Origin of the sequence: Thermococcus sp. M36 (assembly GCF_012027355.1) — an archaeon.
Classification (GTDB): Archaea; Methanobacteriota_B; Thermococci; order Thermococcales; family Thermococcaceae; genus Thermococcus.
Genome location: NZ_SNUH01000264.1, coordinates 1 through 418, shown reverse-complemented (window position 1 = coordinate 418; position 418 = coordinate 1). Strand labels below are relative to the sequence as shown.

Genomic DNA, 418 nt, shown 5'->3' with positions numbered 1-418 from the left:
AATTTCCCCTGACTTGCTCTGGGATTTTTTGATAGAGTTCACTCATGTTCTCGCTCGGAAGGTAAAAGTAAGAGAGGAATAAGAGGAGGGAAAAGAAGGCAAAGAGGACAAGGAGTTTTCTCATCCCCAGGTCACCTCCATGAAGTAGCCAACGCCAGTGTAGGGGCCGGTTTTTGGAGTGAAGTCCTCAGTAAGGATGAAGTCAATATTAATTTGCGGTCTCTGCCTTTTGAAGTCTACTTTAGACAGCCATGCAGGCTCGTTTGTCCCTGTGAGAAGGGTGTACACAGTTTCCCATGCGGAACGATTCCATGATTGTTTATCTTTTAAGTTTGACATATCTCCCAACCACTGGTCCGTTGTGTGGTCTTTCCAGTCTCCAAAATTCTTTGAAAGATATTCGTGGAACTCATCATAA

Annotated in this window: 1 pseudogene; it reads right to left on the bottom strand. The window is 44.3% G+C overall.

Going from position 1 to position 418, the window contains the following annotated elements:
* Positions 1-120 precede the first annotated feature (120 nt).
* Positions 121-418: pseudogene (locus E3E36_RS12265) on the bottom strand (hypothetical protein); the annotation flags it as partial.